Origin of the sequence: Candidatus Pristimantibacillus lignocellulolyticus, assembly GCA_023639215.1 — a bacterium.
In the GTDB taxonomy this organism is placed as follows: domain Bacteria; phylum Bacillota; class Bacilli; order Paenibacillales; family Paenibacillaceae; genus Pristimantibacillus; species Pristimantibacillus lignocellulolyticus.
This window is the reverse complement of sequence record CP097899.1, coordinates 4,476,179-4,493,894: the sequence shown is the minus strand read 5'-3', so window position 1 is coordinate 4,493,894 and position 17,716 is coordinate 4,476,179. Positions and strand designations below refer to the sequence as shown.

General features: G+C 38.6%; 14 protein-coding genes. All 14 read left to right on the top strand.

Annotated features, from left to right (window positions below):
- Window positions 1-61 precede the first annotated feature (61 nt).
- The 14 genes from NAG76_19475 to NAG76_19410 all read left to right on the top strand — a co-directional run bounded on the left by NAG76_19475 (window position 62) and on the right by NAG76_19410 (window position 17,671).
- A complete protein-coding gene (locus NAG76_19475) occupies window positions 62-1,108 on the top strand; it encodes an aromatic acid exporter family protein (GenBank protein URN93979.1) in 1,047 nt (348 codons plus the stop codon).
- 81 nt (window positions 1,109-1,189) lie between these two features.
- Window positions 1,190-1,546 (top strand): YobA family protein, encoded by a 357-nt coding sequence (locus tag NAG76_19470; protein ID URN93978.1) that lies wholly within the window; start codon window positions 1,190-1,192, stop codon window positions 1,544-1,546.
- Between the two features lie 306 nt (window positions 1,547-1,852).
- Complete coding sequence (locus NAG76_19465; GenBank protein ID URN93977.1) at window positions 1,853-2,416, top strand: outer spore coat protein CotE; 564 nt, start codon at window positions 1,853-1,855, stop codon at window positions 2,414-2,416.
- Between the two features lie 118 nt (window positions 2,417-2,534).
- Window positions 2,535-4,034: a hypothetical protein gene (locus tag NAG76_19460; GenBank protein ID URN93976.1), complete on the top strand. Its 1,500-nt coding sequence runs from the start codon at window positions 2,535-2,537 to the stop codon at window positions 4,032-4,034.
- A 578-nt stretch (window positions 4,035-4,612) separates the two neighbouring features.
- The gene (locus tag NAG76_19455; GenBank protein URN93975.1) at window positions 4,613-4,915 is read left to right on the top strand and encodes a hypothetical protein; all 303 of its coding nucleotides are present in this window, start codon (window positions 4,613-4,615) and stop codon (window positions 4,913-4,915) included.
- A 109-nt stretch (window positions 4,916-5,024) separates the two neighbouring features.
- Window positions 5,025-7,769, top strand: a complete 2,745-nt coding sequence (gene mutS, locus NAG76_19450; protein URN93974.1) for a DNA mismatch repair protein MutS — start codon at window positions 5,025-5,027, stop codon at window positions 7,767-7,769.
- Between the two features lie 401 nt (window positions 7,770-8,170).
- Window positions 8,171-10,300, top strand: a complete 2,130-nt coding sequence (gene mutL / locus NAG76_19445; protein URN93973.1) for a DNA mismatch repair endonuclease MutL — start codon at window positions 8,171-8,173, stop codon at window positions 10,298-10,300.
- On the top strand, window positions 10,297-11,085 hold the full coding sequence (locus NAG76_19440) for a class I SAM-dependent methyltransferase (protein ID URN93972.1): 789 nt from the start codon (window positions 10,297-10,299) through the stop codon (window positions 11,083-11,085). Before mutL ends, NAG76_19440 begins: the two co-directional genes overlap by 4 nt.
- 7 nt (window positions 11,086-11,092) lie before the next feature.
- On the top strand, window positions 11,093-12,139 hold the full coding sequence (miaA, locus tag NAG76_19435; protein ID URN93971.1) for a tRNA (adenosine(37)-N6)-dimethylallyltransferase MiaA: 1,047 nt from the start codon (window positions 11,093-11,095) through the stop codon (window positions 12,137-12,139).
- A gap of 17 nt (window positions 12,140-12,156) precedes the next feature.
- The gene (gene hfq, locus NAG76_19430) at window positions 12,157-12,393 is read left to right on the top strand and encodes an RNA chaperone Hfq (GenBank protein ID URN93970.1); all 237 of its coding nucleotides are present in this window, start codon (window positions 12,157-12,159) and stop codon (window positions 12,391-12,393) included.
- Between the two features lie 208 nt (window positions 12,394-12,601).
- Entirely contained in the window at window positions 12,602-15,091 is a 2,490-nt protein-coding gene (locus NAG76_19425) for a penicillin-binding protein (GenBank protein ID URN93969.1), read from the top strand.
- 203 nt (window positions 15,092-15,294) lie between these two features.
- Window positions 15,295-15,849 (top strand): DUF402 domain-containing protein, encoded by a 555-nt coding sequence (locus NAG76_19420; GenBank protein URN93968.1) that lies wholly within the window; start codon window positions 15,295-15,297, stop codon window positions 15,847-15,849.
- A gap of 33 nt (window positions 15,850-15,882) precedes the next feature.
- A complete protein-coding gene (locus NAG76_19415) occupies window positions 15,883-16,596 on the top strand; it encodes a YdcF family protein (protein URN93967.1) in 714 nt (237 codons plus the stop codon).
- A 100-nt stretch (window positions 16,597-16,696) separates the two neighbouring features.
- Entirely contained in the window at window positions 16,697-17,671 is a 975-nt protein-coding gene (locus NAG76_19410; protein ID URN93966.1) for an AAA family ATPase, read from the top strand.
- The last annotated feature ends 45 nt before the right edge of the window (window positions 17,672-17,716 follow it).

The following is a 17,716-nucleotide window of genomic DNA, read 5'->3' as shown; positions in this document are numbered from 1 at the left end:
AATTAAACATTGAACGTTCAAAAAGTTCGAATGATTTATCTAAATTGGAAGAGTCAATGATTTGGAATTTATCATAATTATCGAACTTTTTGAATATTTTCTAGCAAAGAAACGGAGCAGTCAGATGGGAATACGGATTATTAAAACAGCAATCGCAACAATTATAGCCATTTATCTGGCGAGTTACTTTGACTTAAAACCTGCACTGTCAGCGGGGATATTAGCAATACTAGGTGTAGAAGTGACCAGAATGAAGGGGATTACGAAGACGGCAGAACGATTTCTTGCATCTGTCTTTGGATTAGGATTAGCTTCGCTTATTTTCGTGATATTAGGGTTTTATTATTGGACAGTAGCTATTTTCATACTTATTTCATTCCCAATACTTTCTCGATTTAACTTAAAGGAAGGGATTGTAACGAGTTGTGTTATTGTCTTCCATTTATATACGTTTGGAGAAGTTACCCCAGCACTAATTTGGAATGAAATATGTTTATTATTAGTTGGGCTCGGTTCAGCGACGGTTATTAACATGGTGTACATGCCTAAAGATGATCATTCTATTCAAAAACTAAGAGCTGAAATTGATGAGAAGTATTGCCTCATCTTTAGTAAAATGGCAATCACACTTAGAGATCAGACATATATTTGGAGCGGAGAGGAATTGCTTGAAGTAGATGCAGCCATTAAGAAAGGTAGTACACTTTCCATTCGAAGCAAAGAAAACCGCTTCTGGGAAATGGAAGCCTATTGGTCTACATATTTTGAAATGCGAAGGCAGCAACTAGATTCGATTGATCAGATGATGGAAAAAGTTGCACTTATTAATGGACATGTAGAACATAGTAATCATATTGCCGATCTCCTAGAACAGTTAGGCCGAGACACTCGTTCTGAAGTTTACGTTGGAGAAGTAAAGGACAAGCTTCAAGCACTAAGTCAACAGTTTCGTGAGATGCCACTTCCTCTGACAAGGGATGAATTTGAGATAAGAGCTTCATTATTGATGCTTATGCATGAGATGAATCGATATCTTGATATTGCAAAACGGTTGAAGAGGAAAAAAGAAGATACTGAAAAAGTACTCAAGGTTGAAGGATTGGGTTAATTTACCGTTAAGCGCAAGAAATGTACTAATATTGCTAAATTATAATATTAATGATGTAATCTTAGTTAAGGAAGTGATAAGATGCATTCTAGTAAAATTACTATCCTTATCCTAGTACTTTTCACATTGGTATCTGGTTGTTCGAACAGTAAACAGAATAAAGTAAATAGCGTTGAGCCAAACATACAAGGTTATGTGATCGACATTTCAACAAATAGGCTTCTAGTTGTATGGGATATTGAATATGAACAAATTGAATCTAAGTCAATTGATGAAATTCTACGATTAGCCCAGCCTAATGCTATGTATCTTACTTATAAAAATGCAAAGGATTTTGCAAAAGGTGATCTTGTTGACATATGGACTACGGGAGAATATAACACTTCTTACCCAGGACAAGGTACTGCTACGAAGATAATAAAGCGTGAATCGAAGTAACTAATTGTCACCATGATCGTAATGAAATAGGCAAGTATTAGACTAAAAAGATATATATTCATACAATAAGAGCTTATCCTACCAACATTTTTTAAAAATGTGGTCATAGGATAAGCTCTTATTTCATACTAATGAATTAACATGTAGAAGGAGCTTCGAGTCGACTCAAATAGGCGTAGATTAGGCTACGACTCCATCTTACATATATTTCGAAAAAATATATTGGAATTGTAGGACACAGTAATCAACAAACGCCTATCACTTGCATACACTTAAGTGAATGATTGTATGGAGGAGGTTAAGTCGATGGCAAGAGCAAATAAACAGCTGCGCTGCAGAGAAATTATTACAAAAGCTGTTTGCGGTAAAGGACGCAAGTTTAGCACGTCAACTCACACAGTTACACCACCGCACAGACCAACTAGCATTCTTGGTGCTTGGGTTATTAACACGAAGTATGAAGCGGTCAAAGCGGGTAATGGAGTTGAAGTAATCGGTACTTATGACATTAATATTTGGTACTCTTACAACAACAATTCGCAAACGGATGTTGCGAAGGAGAGCGTACAATTTGTAGAGAATGTACCTCTGTACTTCCTTGATCCTAAGCATCGTGTTTCAACAACTGAAGTTTATGCTGAGTCAGTTACTGAACCGAATTGTATTGAGGCGAATATTTCTGCAAACGGCGATTCCGTGCAAGTAAGAGTAGAACGTGAGTTTGTTGTTGAAATGATTGCGGAAACAAAAGTTTCTGTAGCAGTTGTTCCAAATGGATGTCCAGATCCAGATGGCAAAGATTTCGATCAAGATGATAATGATGCAGAAGATGATTTCGACGATCTTGATCTTCTAGACGGTGATGTCTAGGAGAAGTTTTAATTAGTATAAGATATGTCGATAGCACAACAAACTTGAGGGCGAAAGCCCTCATTGTTTTTATTTATTTTCAAAACAAGAAAAAATTAATACAGGCGGTTGAACCTTGATGGTTAATAAATGGTATATGCAGCTCGGTAACGTGAATGAATTCAAGTTCATTACACAACCTGAGCTGCTATTTTGTTCTTATGCGATGCTTCAAAAGGTTTCTGGACATGATTTAATAGTTAGTTATGATGATAAAGCCGAAATGATGAAGTCAAATATTGCTGATCAACAAACAGATACAGTTACGATTTGGCTTCGTAGTGATCAAGTTCTTAATGATAAATATTATTGGGAGACTCAATTTGTAAATGTTGCGAGTGTAACCTATTCAAATAGTTCTATTTCTGAGCGGAAAAGTTTATGGTCGGCGAGAGGTTTGCTAGTGAGAGAGCGACTTCAGGATGAAAGATTATTTCTCGTAAGGATATTTGATCTATGTCTACTAAGTTGGCAACGAGTGAATTGTGAAATGCAACCAATGCAAAAGGGACAATCTGTGGCACGAGATCAAATGATGCAAATCAGTCACGATGGTACAATATTGGCTGAGAAAACATTACGTCAACTTGAGGTTCATGCAAGTCGAGCTTTGTATGCATTATGGTTAGATGCTGGTTCGGTACTTGTAGCAATAAGTGGAACTGGAACGATTGCCATTCGAGAAGTGTGGTCTCTATCAGATCTCCATTTCGATCATGATCAAGAAGCAATCGCGTCATCATTACGATCACTAATGGATAAAACAGAGCATAGCGCTGACTCTCCGTTCTTAATCGGAGCTGATCCAGAATTTGCTTTAATTAATAAACATAATCAAATTGTTCCAGCGTCTAAATTTTTTGATACTGATTCAAATGTACATATAGGTGCTGATGCATTGAGGTCTCGTCACAATATTATTTATCCTTTAGTAGAACTGAGGCCATCTCCAAAACTATATACTAATCAATTAATTGCAAATATTAAGCAATTGTTATTAGAAGCAAGACAATATATTAAAGATGATGAATTACGCTGGGTAGCGGGTGCTATGCCATCGCCAGGATTGGCTTTGGGGGGACATATTCATTTCAGTGGAATTAGACTTTCACCTCGACTATTACGGATGTTAGATGGTTTGGTAGCTATACCACTAGCAACAATTGAGGATCCTCTAGGTAGAGGACGCTATAGACGATATGGGGCGCTAGGAGATTATCGTAGACAGCCACATGGTGGCTTCGAGTATAGGACGCCGCCCAGCTGGTTAGTCTCTCCTGCGGTCACTAAAGCGGCATTAGCGTTAGCATATATTGCTATGAAAGACTACTATAAGCTTTCTCAAAATTGTAAACTAAAGCCGGAATGGTACTTAGCGTATGATAATCGAGATGAAGAGCTACTAATATCTGCGAGTCTTACAATACTAGAACAAATAGCATCATTGCCATCTTATGTAGAACTAGCGAATGATATTAATCCTTTACTGAGGGCGATTCATGGGGGGCGTAGGTGGGATGAGCAAGTTGATATAAGAACACGTTGGGGCATTAGAGGAAGTTCAAAAAGCGGACTTTGATAACGATGAATGGCTTCGTAGCCGTAATCGACATCGAATATGCCCCCCATCGAAAGCCTGCGTGTTCACGTACACAATACGTACGCTGTGCTACTCGTTTTCGCTGTGAGTCATCTTCTCGGTTCTGAAATCCCGCTTTATAAACCTTTATTGTAAGAGGAAGTTCAAAAAGCGGACTTTGATAACGATGAGTAGCTACGTAGTCTATTCGACATCGAATATGCCCCCCATCGAAAGCCTGCGTGTGCTCACGTACACAATACGTACGCTGTGCTACTCGTTTTCGCTGTGGGTCATCTTCTCGGTTCTAAAATCCCGCTTTATAAACCTCTATTGGAAGAGGTAGTTCAAAAAGCGGCGTCTGATAACGATGAGTATGCTATAGTAGCGTATTGGACATCGAATATGCTCCCCATCAAAAAATAGAAAAACATAGGATTTCTCATTTACTATAGTATAGTAAGTGATGGAAATCCTTTTTATTTTGCAAAAAAACTCGAACACTGTAACATGACATGCTAGAATGAATAGAGAAGAAAATGAGATGTCTTATTTCCTGAAATTTGAGGTGGAAAGCGATGATTGTCGATTACTTTGCAGAAGGAAATGAACCGACAAGTATTACATTATCTTATTTTGAGCAGCTAAATGGTAATGACCTTGAAATAAAAGTAAGTATGATGTTTAATGCCACTTGTCTGTTCTCAACTGCTAATAACCTACAGAAAATTATAATTGAATATAACGAGGAACAAATGACTTTAGATCGTAAACAGCTTCAGACTTGGCTAGGCTATACGCTTGATCAACTGGAATCCGAGAAAAAGTTTCTTAAGCAAGTGAATAAGAAGTTGGAAGCTGGCGAGCAGTTACCTATATAGGCTTACTAATTTAGTTAATGAAAAGTTTTAGCGAATGCTTACGAAGTAACTTTTCATTTGTTCAAGAAGTTTAATAGTTAGATAATGAAAAGTTTTAGGAGGATCAAAAATGGCAACTTATACACCGATGATTCAACAGTATTTAAGTATTAAGGAAGGGGTTCAAGATGCCTTTCTTTTTTTTCGACTAGGTGATTTTTACGAGATGTTCTTTGATGATGCTATTCTTGCATCTAGAGAACTAGAGATTACTTTAACCGGTCGAGACGGTGGTTCGGCAGAAAAAATACCAATGTGTGGCGTACCTTATCATGCAGCGGATAACTATATTGCAAGATTAATTGAAAAAGGATATAAAGTTGCTATTTGCGAACAAGTTGAAGATCCTGCAGCTGCTAAAGGAATTGTACGTCGTGAAGTTGTGCGGACAATTACTCCTGGTACAGTAATGGAATCGAAGTCCCTTGACGGCAAACAAAATAACTTTATTGCTGCGGTCGTGGAACAAGCAGGATTATTTGGTTTGGCTAGTAGTGATCTATCTACTGGTGAAATCTATGTAACTTCATTTGTTGGACGAATTGATTCTTTAATGGATGAAGTGAACATTTATGCACCTTCAGAATTAGTTGGAGATCAATCGTTACTGACTCAGCTAGAACAATCTAATAATTGGAGCAAGAAAGTTCCGCTTACTCCATGGGAAATGTGTACGGAGGAAATGTTAGCGGAACAATTCAGCATAGAGCAGTTGAGTGAGCTAACAGGAGCAAGACGTAAAGCGGTTAGAGTGTTATTAAGTTATTTGGAAGACACACAGAAGCGTAATCTAAGTCATTTGAAAATACTACATAACTACGAGCCGAACCAATATATGATTCTTGATTATCATACGAGAAGAAACTTAGAATTGACTGAAACAGTTAGAGATCGTAGTAAGAAGGGTTCTTTGTTATGGTTACTTGATCGTACCCAGACGGCAATGGGCGCAAGATTATTACGTCGTTGGATTGATAAGCCATTACTAAGCGCAAAAGGAATAGAGCAACGTCAAAGTGCGGTTGAAACATTGTATCTTGATATGATTTTGCGAGAGGACATCAAACGTGAATTAGCACCTATCTACGATCTTGAGCGTCTTGTTGGTCGTGTAGCTTACGGTAATGCGAATGCAAAAGATGTACATGCGTTGAAACTATCATTACGACGTGTGCCTGCACTCGTTCAACTTTGTGAACAATCGAGTTCCAATGTGCTACAACAATTAGTGGGTAGCGTAGATCCTTGCGATGATTTGGCTGATCTAATCGATACAGTACTCATTGATGATCCACCACTATCATTACGAGAGGGTGGTCTGATTCGTGATGGATATGACGACTACTTAGATAAACTGCGTGAAGCAAGTAAGAACGGGAAAGTATGGCTTGCAGAGCTAGAACGTAAAGAACGAGAAGCAACCGGAATTCGTACATTGAAGATAGGATTCAATAAAGTTTTTGGATATTATTTGGAAATTTCTAAAGCGAACGTAGCTAATTTACCAGAGGGACGTTATGAACGAAAACAAACTTTAGCCAACGCTGAACGTTATGTAACTCCAGAATTGAAAGAAAAAGAACGACTAATTCTTGAAGCAGAAGAGAAAATGGTCGATTTAGAATATAGCAAATTTATCGAACTAAGAGAGCATCTATTGGAGCATTTATCGCGCCTTCAGAAAGTGGCTGCGATGATAGCAGAACTTGATGTGTATCAAAGTTTGGCGCTTGTAAGTGCTGAACTAAGATTCGTGAAGCCAACAATTACAGAGCAATATGATCTTCATGTTGTAGAGGGACGTCATCCTGTTGTTGAGTTGATGATGGAAGGTTCTTCGTTCATAGCTAACGCAACAGACTTGTATCGTGATGACCATAGTATTCTGCTCATTACTGGGCCTAATATGGCAGGTAAAAGTACGTATATGCGTCAAGTTGCGCTAATTTGTATAATGGCGCAAATCGGCTGTTTTGTACCCGCTCAATCGGCAACGATACCGTTAACAGATCGGATTTTTACTAGAATTGGTGCTGCAGACGATCTAATTGGTGGACAAAGTACATTTATGGTAGAGATGAAAGATATTCAGATGATGACAGAACAAGCGACAATGAGTAGCCTTGTCATCATCGATGAGCTTGGACGAGGTACGTCTACTGGAGAAGGGATGGCCATTGCACAAGCAGTGATTGAGTACGTGCATGAGCATATTGGCTGTAAAGCGCTTGTGTCGACACATTTCCATGAGTTGTCTCACTTATCTACTTCGTTGTCATCGCTTGTAAATGCTCGGATGGCAGTTGAAGAAAGTGGAGACCATGTTACCTTCTTACGTAAATTAGTTCCAGGTGCAGCTGACACGAGTTACGGCATATACTGTGCTCAACTTGCCGGTCTACCTGATTCAATAATTACAAGAGCGTATCAATTACTCGATGAAGAATTGACGGTAGATACACAGACGATTCGTAAAGGGATTGTTCATGGAGAAGCGACTCTTTCTTCAGACAAGTTGATTGTAGCTGAATCAACATCTCCTATTATGGAAGCACAACGTGAAGCTGAATTATCATACGCAATTGCAAGCACAGCGATTGCCACTGAGGTTAGCAATGAACTTCCAAAAGCTTCGCCTCATCAAGATGTCGTGCAACTTTCCATATTTGAAGAAGCAACAACCGAACCGGTTAAGCCTAAGCTCTCTAGTTCGGAAGAACAAGTCGTCAAACAGTTAAAAAAGCTGGATTTGTTTAATATGACACCAATGCAAGCAATGAATATATTGAATGAACTGAAAACTAAACTACATTAACTATTACTAGCATAAACAAAATTAATGCTTAAATATCAATCAAAGTAGATTTTGGTTACTACACTCGACGGATAACGGACACAGATGCACTTATTAGCAGTATATGGCTTTAATATTGATTCTAGCGGACACAAATGCACTTATTGCAAACTATTTGATGCATTTGGGCTCCAAAAAGGATAAATAACGACTACTGTGTCCTTTAGAATGCCATTCGACCTTGAAATTCATAAATAACGGCTTCTGAGTCCGTTCGAGTGTAGTGTTTATCTTATCAAGTGCTATTCAAGTGCTATTCAAGTCCTATTCAAGTACGTATCAGCACATATCAAGCACTGATTACTACAATAATCATAAATTCCGTAAATAAAATAAAGCCCATTTTGAGAGGAGGATAAGCAATGGCAAGAGTGAAATTACTAGATGAACAATTAGCGAATCAGATTGCTGCAGGTGAAGTGGTTGAACGCCCTTCATCTGTTGTCAAAGAGTTAGTTGAAAATGCAATTGATGCAGGTAGTACGACAATCGATGTAACTGTCGAAGAAGGTGGACTTGCCTATATACGCGTAACAGACAATGGAGACGGAATTGAACAGGAAGATATGGTAACTGCGTTCGAACGTCACGCAACAAGTAAAATATCTACGAGCAGTGATTTATTCCGAATTGCGAGTCTAGGTTTTCGTGGTGAAGCTTTGCCAAGTATAGCCGCAGTTGCAAAGGTCGAATGCATATCTTCCATTAATCAAAGCGGACTTGCTCATAAGCTTATTATTGAAGGCGGCAAGCGTATCGTGGACGAGCCATGTAATGCACCAAGAGGTACAGACATGATCGTCAAAGATTTATTCTTTAATACGCCTGCCCGCTTGAAATATATGAAGTCGATTCAGACTGAGTTAGGTCATATTTCAGATTATATGAATCGGATCGCTTTAGCTCATCCAGGCATTGCAATTACATTAAAGCATAATGGAAATATGTTGCTAAGAACATTAGGAACGGGTGATCGCTTGCAAGTGATAGCTGCGATCTATGGAACAAGTACTGCGAAGACGATGATGGCTATTGATGGGTCTGATCCAGATTATGAGATTATCGGATATATTTCAAAGCCTGAACTGACTCGTGCTAACCGTAACGGTATGACTGTTATTGTGAATGGCAGGTATATAAAAAGTATTGCTGTCAATCATGCTATAACAGAGGCTTATCATACACTGTTACCGATAAATCGGTTTCCACTTGCCGTCATTGAAATACAAATGCATCCAGCTTTGCTAGATGTGAACGTACATCCTTCCAAATTAGAAGTGCGCTTTAGTAAGGAAGTAGAACTTAAAGCTTTAATTGAAAAGGCTGTACGTGAAAAGCTTGGTAATCTTCGTTATACTCCGGGAATGGATGCTGTAAAACGCCCTGAACGTGTTGGTCCATCATTAGTTCAAGATTCTATCTCATTCCATGTGGCAGATGGCGGTTTACAGTATGCTGCACCGTCCAAACAAATTACGTTTGGAAATGATCAAAGCCGTGACACAAAGTCTACTGCTGGTAATCGAAGTTATGATGTACAAAGTGGTACTTCTGAGTATATACCGAAAGACGCAACTTCAAGACTGTACGGTAGAGCTACAGGATCAAGTTATCGTACGGATGAAGTGAAAGTTTCTTCAAACAGTGGAATGATGGGCGATGAAATGAAGCAGCAGCACAGAGCAGAGTATACAGAAAATCAATCTCACAATATAGATAACGATGCGCAACTTCCCCAATCAGCGAATGTAGATTCATCGTCAATACAAAACATTGATACGAATGTTTCGAGCAATAACGCTAATGAATCAGAGCAGATGCCTTCATCCAAAACTTACAATTTGCAAGGTTGGCAACAACAAGGTTATCCGAATCAAAGTGGACATAGCGGACAGCGAAATATTGATTTCCCGGAATTACATTGGATTGGTCAGCATCATGGCACTTACATTATTGCTCAATCGAATGATGGTCTATATCTGATCGACCAACATGCTGCTCATGAGCGAATTAATTATGAATATTATTTATATAAATTTGGTCATCCACAGCTTGCCAGTCAACAATTACTCGTTCCGATTACGATGGAATTTACACCAGGGGAAGCGGAAGCACTGCGAGAGCTATTACCTTACATGGAACAAGCGGGTGTGTCGATGGAGCCGTTCGGGCAACAGACTTATCTTGTACGTGCATATCCGGAATGGCTTCCAAAGGGACAAGAGCAAATGATTCTAGAGGAAATGACAGATTATGTGATTTCAGAGCGGAAAAAGATAGATATTACGAAATTCCGAGAACAAGCAGCGATAATGTGTTCTTGTAAAGCGTCAATAAAAGCTAATGATCGGATGAACCGTGAAGAAGGTGAAGTGTTGCTCAGAAGATTAGCAGCATGTTCACAACCCTATACTTGTCCTCATGGTCGACCAATTATTGTTCATCTATCGACATATCAATTAGAGAAAATGTTTAAGCGGGTGATGAGTTGATCGTAACGACGTCTCAGGCGCCTACTAGTGAGTTACTACAACAGGCTAAGCGATTAGCTAATGAGTTGTCTGCACTTCTAGTTGCGCGAAGACAATTGACGGTATCAAAGCTATTACAACAAAGTGATGACGGTAAAGTACTCGTAGCTACTGATGGCGAATTGCGATTGTATGACAAAGAGGCAGAGGAACAAAATAAGCCGCTTATCTATCATCCAAGCATGGCATTTGTGAAATTAAAGTCTATGCTTCGTGGTGGCAATGAACAGTTGATTTCATTGAGTAAATGTGAAGCAGGAGATACGGTGCTTGATTGTACCGCTGGTCTTTGTTCTGATACACTACTATTCTCATTGACTGTTGGAGAACAAGGGAATATCACTGCACTTGAAAGTCAACGCTTGTTGTATACGATTGTGCGTGAAGGACTAGCAACATATGAAACATCAGTACAAGAAATAGAGCAAGCGATGCGAAGAATTGATCTTAGATGTGAAGCGCATGATCAATATTTAGCAAGCTTGGACGATAATAGTGTAGATATTGTATATTTTGATCCGATGTTTAGACAGCCATTGCATGAATCTAGCGCGATTAAGGCGATTCGTACTGTAGCTAATCCTAATCCGCTGACGTTGACTAGTATTGAGCATGCGAAGCGTATTGCTCGCAAAAGTGTTATCTTGAAGGAACATAGTAAAAGTAATGAATTTGAGAGGCTAGAAATACCACGTGTGAATGAAGTGAGAGGTAATAAAATTGCTTACGGCGTATGGTACGCATAAGATCTAAATGATACACATAATTAAGGAAGTGGAAGCAATCGATAATAATACTGTTGAACCTTCTTATGAAGGACAAGGAGCAACTTCGCTGAAAAAACCATTATTAGTACTGATCGGTCCTACTGCGGTTGGTAAGACAGCACTTAGTATAGAACTTGCTAAGCAATACAATGCTGAAATAATATCTGGTGATTCCATGCAAGTATATCGCGAGATGGATATCGGTACCGCGAAGATTAAGATGGAAGAAAGGGAAGGTATCGTTCATCATTTGATTGATATATGCGAACCAGAAGAGTCTTATTCTGCAGCTGATTTTCAAACGAACGCTCGTGCCTTAATTGATGATATATACGCTAAAGGAAAGTTACCATTTATCGTGGGTGGCACAGGACTTTATATTGAATCACTCTGTTATCAATATCGGTTTGCTGATCAAGGTTCAGATGAAGTCTTTCGTTTAGAGCAGGAACAATTTGTGGCAGAGCATGGTCCAGAAGCTTTGCACGATAGATTAGCATCCATAGATCCACCTACAGCTGAGCGACTGCATTATAATGATGTCCGACGGGTTATACGTGCCTTAGAAGTGCATCATGTTACAGGAATCACATTTAGCGAACAACAGAAAGATCAAGTGAAAGAATCACCTTATGAACTTTGTATACTTGGCTTGACGAGAGATCGCAAGAAGCTATATGCTCGTATAGAAGAACGTATCGACCTCATGATTGAGGAAGGCTTGTTAGATGAGGTGAGATCACTATTAGCTCGTGATTTGCCATTGCATGCTGTACCGCTTCAAGCGCTAGGATATAAGGAAATGATCGCTTATTTACAAGGTGAGTGTAGTTATGAAGCGGCTATTGAGCTACTAAAGCGTGACACAAGACGTTTTGCAAAACGTCAACTTTCATGGTTCCGTCATATGAAGGACATACAGTGGATTGACATGGATGAAAATAATCACAACAATTTACAACGTATTCATGCTATAATAGCAGGAAAGTTTCAAGATCATCTTGAATATATTACTAATCAATCTTATAAGTAGACGGGGGTAACGTCCATATGAACAAATCTATTAATATTCAAGATACATTTTTGAACCAACTTCGTAAGGATCAAATTCAAGTTACCGTGTTTTTAATGAATGGATTCCAAATTCGTGGATTTATTAAAGCATTCGATAACTTCACGATTATTATTGAAGTAGAAGGTCGTCAACAAATGGTATACAAGCATGCAATTTCTACTTTTGTTCCGCAACGAAACGTAACTTTAATGCAGCAAGATTCAAGCCATTAGAACGGTTTAGTCGCAATTGAAACTTTTTCAGATGTTTTTCGTCTAATTAGATAGCGGCATGCAGGAGCAACCCTTCGTAAGCTGGGTTGCTTTTGCTATTTATTGTATATACTTCATGTAAATGAAGTGTGCTTATGCTTCTGCAGCGACTTTTTCTTACATTAGAAGTTATACTAAGCAGTTGCAAAAAGTTTTAGGAGGGGTCAGCATGAGTGAGCAAGGTGAAAATAACCGAGCGAATAAAAAAGAAACAAATAGAAATCATACTAAAGGAAAAAGCAAGAAGAAAAAGAAAAATAAAGGTAAAATTTGGTTTTATAGTATTTTCTTCGCGATTGTACTAGGTATCGTATGTGCCATTGTAGGATATTTACTCATTATTTTTAATGGTGAGAGAATACTTGCGGAAAATGGAAATAAACTAGAGTTCGGTGAAGCATCGATTATTTATGATGCAAGTGGAACAGAAATATCGAGACTATATGACGTAACAGATAATAGAGAAGTAGCTGAGTTTTCAGAAATACCGGAAATTGTTAGACAAGCTTTCGTTGCTACAGAAGATCAACGATTCTATGAACATTCCGGATTAGACTTTATCGCAATTGGTAGAGCTTTGGTGAAAGACGTCATTGCTCGAAGCGCAGTTGAAGGTGGTAGTACTATTACTCAGCAGCTTGCGAAAAATGTGTTTCTATCAGCAGACAAAACCGTGTTCCGTAAAGCAACCGAAGCTTCAATCGCTGTTGCACTGGAACAACAAATGTCCAAAGATCAGATTTTGACGATGTACTTGAATCGAATTTATTATGGTCGAGGGATCCATGGTATTAAAGCTGCCGCTGAATATTATTTTGATACCAACCTGGAAGATTTAGAAATATGGCAAGCTGCTTCACTAGCAGCAATGCCAAAAGCACCAAACCGTTTCAATCCAATTAGTAATCCTGAAGCATCAATGGAGCGTCGTGCGGTTGTGTTGAAATTGTTGTACGACCAAGGGTATATTACGGAAGCGGAAATGAATGAAGCTAAAGCTGTAGAATATGTACAGCCAGATCACGCAGAAAAATTTACAAATTCTAAATACACAGCATTTATTGATTATGTTGTAGAAGAAGCAATAGAAGTTACTGGACTATCAGAGGAAGAATTGCGTGTTGGCGGATACCAAATTTATACAACATTAAGTGTTGGTGCTCAAGATGCAATGGATACTGAATTTAATAATAAAGATAACTTTGAAGAAAGTGTTGATGAAGAATTAGCACAAGGTGCAATGGTCATTATTGATCATGCAACTGGAGAGATAAAGGCAATGTCTGGTGGTCGTGATTATGTGAAAAAAGGTTGGAATCGTGTTACTCAACCAAGACAACCGGGATCAGCTTATAAGCCGATTATCTCTTATGGTCCTGCTTTAGAAACAGGTAACTTTACACCATCAACAGTGTTGAAAAATGATAAAAAATGTTTTGGTAATTACTGCCCAGCAGATAGATGGGGCGCAGCATCAGTAACGATGCAGCAAGCTCTGCAAGATTCTCGTAACCTTGCAGCAGTATGGTTGTTGAATGAAGTTGGATTGAAAGCTGCTGATTCATTTGCTACCAAATTAGGGGTAGGACTTACTGATGATGATATGAATTTATCGAGTGCACTTGGTGGACTAAGTAGAGGATTCTCGCCGCTACAAATGGCAACTGCGTTTAGCGTAATTGCTAACGATGGAATGTCTGTAGATCCGCACACCATTACTAAAATTACTGGTAAGGGTGGATATGAGAAAAAATATAAAGCTCCTAAAGCAGAACGCTTAATGAAAGATACTACAGCAGCGTATCTTACTTCGATGATGCGTGGTGTTGTAGAATCTGGAACGGCTAAGAGAGCTCAGATTGACCGTCCAGTCGCTGGTAAGACAGGTACAACGCAACATGGTATTCCGGATTATAATGGTAAAGGTAACCGTGATGCATGGTTTGTAGGATATACCGCAGAATGGACAGCTGCTGTCTGGATGGGTTATGACAAGACGAATGCAACGCATGTACTGAAGAGTGGAAGCTCGCAAGCGGCCTCTTTATTTGCAAAAGTAATGAAACCTGCACTAGCTAGCATTCCTAAAAATGACTTTAAGCCAGTTGAAACTCCTAAAGTAGAAGTTCCAGCATTAACGATGGGTAATTTGTCTTACACATATGATGAAAATGCTATAAAAGTTACTTTGAAATGGGACATTCAATATGAAGGAGACGTCACTTTCGAAGTGTTCCGAATGGAACAGAATAGTGGGAACTTTGTTCATTATGCTGAGACTAAAGATCGAAATATGATGGATGATATGTCTGTGTTCCCTGGCAACAATTATCAGTACTATGTAGTTGCGCATGATCTAGAAAATAATATTTCAAGTGAACCATCCAATACTGTTTCCATAGATATTCCAGATGGCGATCTAGTTACACCGGATGTTCCAATGGATGGTGATGATGATGACTTTGTTGAAGGTAATCCTTATCCAACAGAGGGACCGATTGTCACTCCACCGCCAACGGTAGAACCGACGCCGACTCCTGAATTAACGCCAACTCCTACACCAACACCGATTGTGCCAGAGGAGCCTTCGGAAGAGGTGCCGCCTGTAGAGGAGTTTACACCTGAAGGTGGTAATAATTCAGGATTGATAACACCATAAAGCGTTATTGTGAACTTTCAATAATATAATTGTTGAAGAGAGCTCAAAGACATATATGACATTCACGCTAGATATTCCATAAGAATACATGCGAAACCGTTATAGTTCTTGAGCTCTCTTTTTCGTAAATGTTGGATATTAGCGCCGACTATGTTAAGCTTCAATTATAGTGTTAATGGTGTAATAAGAAAGGTACGTTTACTATGAAAAGAAAATTTTCTGATCGAGCAAACTGGCGTAGAATCGTACGTAAAAGTTATTCATGTAAGATGCTTGATAATAAAGAATTTCATGGACTACTTACATTTTATCGCATACTTGAGCTTCGAGAACCGTTGTATAAAGAATATGGGAATCATCGTCTATGTCTAGCTGATGAAGGATACTTGTGGATGCAACATTTCCCTAAAGGAGAACATTTTGTTGTAACGACAATGTTCGATAAACAAGGAAAGGTTGTCCAATGGTACATTGATGTATGTAAAAATCAAGGTTTAACAGAGCAACATGTTCCTTGGTTTGATGATCTGTATCTTGATGTCGTCGTCTTACCTAGTGGAGAAGTGTTTTTAATGGATGAAGATGAATTAGAAGAAGCCTTCAGGAGCGGAGATGTTTCATACAAAGATGTGGCGATGGCCAAAAAAACCGCGAACAGATTATTGTCGATGATTCGCAATGGGAAGTTTCGCTATTTCACACTTAGTATGAAACATAAGCGTGTCTACGATCAAGCATGGGAATTAAGTGAATCGTAGGTGTGTTTCAATGCGTAAGGAGGATCAGTATCAATGAAAGTCAACCAAGTAAATCGTTCGAAATTGCCAAGCGATAACGAATCTTATGAAGATTCAGAAGTAGTTGTTAAGAAAGTGAAGCGACCTCGAAAGAAAATAGGTTTCTTTGGGAAATGTTTTCGTCTATTTATTTTATTTATTTCACTTATATTTATATGGTGTCTATATTGTTATGGATTGCTTCTGTATGGAAACAAAGATGGTTCACTTCAACATGCTGATGCGGGAATTGTATTAGGTGCAGCACTATGGAACAATGTTCCGAGTCCAGCTTTACGAGAACGGCTAGATGCGGCGATAACTCTGTACGAAGAAGGAACGATAGATTACATAATACTTAGTGGGGGTAAAGGTTCTAATGCTTCATTATTATCAGAAGCAGAAGGGATGCGTGATTATCTTATAAAAGCAGGTATTCCTGATGAGAAACTATTACTAGAAAAACAATCTACTGATACATATGAAAATCTATTATTCAGTTATGAGGTAGCCAAACAACATAATCTGAATTCGTTCATCATCATTACTCATAATTATCATGGTGAGCGTTCTGCTGACATTGCAACATTTTTAAATATGGAAAATGTCCAAGTAAATGGCGTAAAAACGCAAGTGTTGAATGAGTCATATCATTACACTAGAGAAGTGTTAGCTTATACGAAATGGCAATTGAATAAATTACTTTCACCATTAGGCATATACTTTTGAGTTAAATTCATGAATCTTCTAATATGTAATTAGTAGCTAGAATACACTGATACTACGTATAGCTTGCACAGCTTTTGAGGAAAGAAAGGTGATGCTAGTAATGAGTAGTAAAGTGATTTCAAGTGAGCCTTACGTATCCACTCGTTCATCACGTCAGATTAATGTGGTGTTACGAAATCATGAACCGCTCCAAATGATAAACGATGCTCACATAATAGAAGAAAAGCATGATAGCGAAGAAAAAACAGTTGCCGCACCTAACATTTACGCTGAATTTGAAGAGCAATTAAATCAGATGGTTGGGATGGATCAAGTTAAACAAATCGTATATGAAATTTTTGCATTGTTGCAAATAACGAAAATGCGTCAAGAGGCTGGTTTGAATGGTTCGGCACAAGTGTATCACATGATCTTCAAAGGAAATCCTGGAACAGGGAAAACAACGATTGCGCGTATTGTGGCGAAATTGTTTCAGAAAATGGGAGTGCTCTCAAAAGGTCATCTCATCGAGGTCGAACGTGCTGATCTCGTAGGTGAATATATTGGGCATACGGCTCAAAAAACTAGAGATTTAGTTAAGAAGGCGATGGGTGGAGTATTATTTATAGATGAAGCTTATAGTCTTGCAAGAGGCGGAGAAAAGGATTTTGGCAAAGAAGCGATCGATACACTTGTAAAGCATATGGAAGATTCGAAAAATCAATTTATTCTTATTCTAGCTGGCTATCCATTCGAAATTGAACAGTTTCTAATGACTAACCCCGGCTTACCATCTAGATTTCCCATCATGATTGATTTTCCTGATTATACGGTTGATCAATTAATGCAAATTGGTGAGTTGATGATCAAAGAAAGAGATTATTCCCTTTCCCAACATGCGATGTTCAAGTTACGTCAGCTTGTGATGCAAGCGAAGCAAAGCGAACAATTCTCATTCAGTAATGCTCGTTATGTAAGGAACTTGCTAGAGAAGGCAATAAGACAACATGCCGTTCGTCTCATGGGGCAGTATCCAAAGTATCCGCCTTCTAGAAATGAATTAATTAGTATTCGTTCTGAAGATATTAAGTTATAATGATGAAGGCACTTCTGCATTTATTTGCGGAAGTGCCTAATTGAT